Source organism: Microbulbifer hainanensis (genome assembly GCF_014904735.1).
GTDB classification, from domain to species: domain Bacteria; phylum Pseudomonadota; class Gammaproteobacteria; order Pseudomonadales; family Cellvibrionaceae; genus Microbulbifer; species Microbulbifer hainanensis.
In genome coordinates, this window is sequence record NZ_JACZCR010000070.1 from 1 (window position 1) to 1,050 (window position 1,050).

A 1,050-nucleotide genomic window follows, 5' to 3' on the forward strand; every position below is an offset into this window, starting at 1 on the left:
TACACCATTTTTCTTGCCTAGGCATAAAATTTCATCCTTTGTGAGTGACATTAAGATATCTGCGTCATTTCCTCGACCCGCTAATGTTGCCTTCAGTGCAGCTTTAATGGCGGCAGATTTCTCAATCTCATTCGGGTCTACTTCACCCGCTCTCTCGTACCAGCGCAGCAAGTCCAGTTGTTTGTCATCAGGTATGTCATCGGGTCCGGCATCACCCAACACCGCGCTAGCGTGATATCTCGCATTCTCGTTTTTCTTACGGTCCACCCACTCCTTAACCCGTTCCCCAAAATGATCTCCCAGCGCTTTCGCTGCAGGCCCTAAAAATGCTTTGACTGGATTGATGTCCGAGACCGTTTTCGTTACTTCCGCAACCTTCGCCGCTGCATCCAGCGCGGGCGTTCCACACTTGTTCTCTTCATCCATGGCACTCCTGCCTCTAAGTTAAACTCGCAACAAAAACGCGAGTAAATTAAGGCATTTCGGACGTCTGCAGTCTATGGCGCATCCACCAATTTTCGTGAAAGATCTATCTTTGAAGAATGAGTCGAACACCCAATAGATCCACCTACGCCAAAGCCGCCGACAAGACATTCCGCCACGGTGTAGACAATGATCTGACCGGGGCCGAATTCAGCGCGGCCCTGACCTGGGTGGCTGACCGCCAGCTCACCAATTGGGATATCAAGCATGGCGCCGACGTCGCCGGGCGATGCTACCAGTTTGCCGGCCGCTATTACTTTCCGGACCGTGAGACAGCAGAAGCGTTTCAAAAGGCGTTCGGCGGGCGGCGCTGGTCTCTTGCCGATCTGTCCGAACGTCAGATGCTCATCGCCAAGGAGAGGGAGATCGCTCGGGACCGTTCAGCGGACGATTGCGCATAGCCTGTGGGCCCTCACGGATTTGTTCGAAGTCATATCAAATCGAGCAATACACCCTTCAGGGGAAAATGTGGCTCGCATGTTTCTCTAGGGGTCGATAGCATCAACGGTCTTGGATCCATCCAAGAGAGGCACCGTGGCTGGCCAGTACCTGACAGCAGTGTTCGAG

At 53.1% G+C, this 1,050-nt stretch carries 2 protein-coding genes; one reads left to right on the forward strand and one right to left on the reverse strand.

What is annotated here, in order from left to right; all coding sequences use genetic code 11:
* Nucleotides 1–426 (reverse strand): hypothetical protein (locus tag IG168_RS20365; protein ID WP_193166440.1); only part of this gene is annotated, 426 nt, incomplete at its 3' end.
* A 116-nt stretch (nt 427–542) separates the two neighbouring features.
* Here IG168_RS20365 and IG168_RS20370 point away from each other — a divergent pair.
* Entirely contained in the window at nt 543–884 is a 342-nt protein-coding gene (locus tag IG168_RS20370; RefSeq protein ID WP_193166441.1) for a hypothetical protein, read from the forward strand.
* Nucleotides 885–1,050 lie beyond the last annotated feature (166 nt).

What these genes read in the sequence shown, in the direction of transcription:
- IG168_RS20370 (WP_193166441.1), top strand. Translation starts at nt 543, where the DNA reads ATGAGTCGAACACCCAATAGATCCACCTACGCCAAAGCCGCCGACAAG.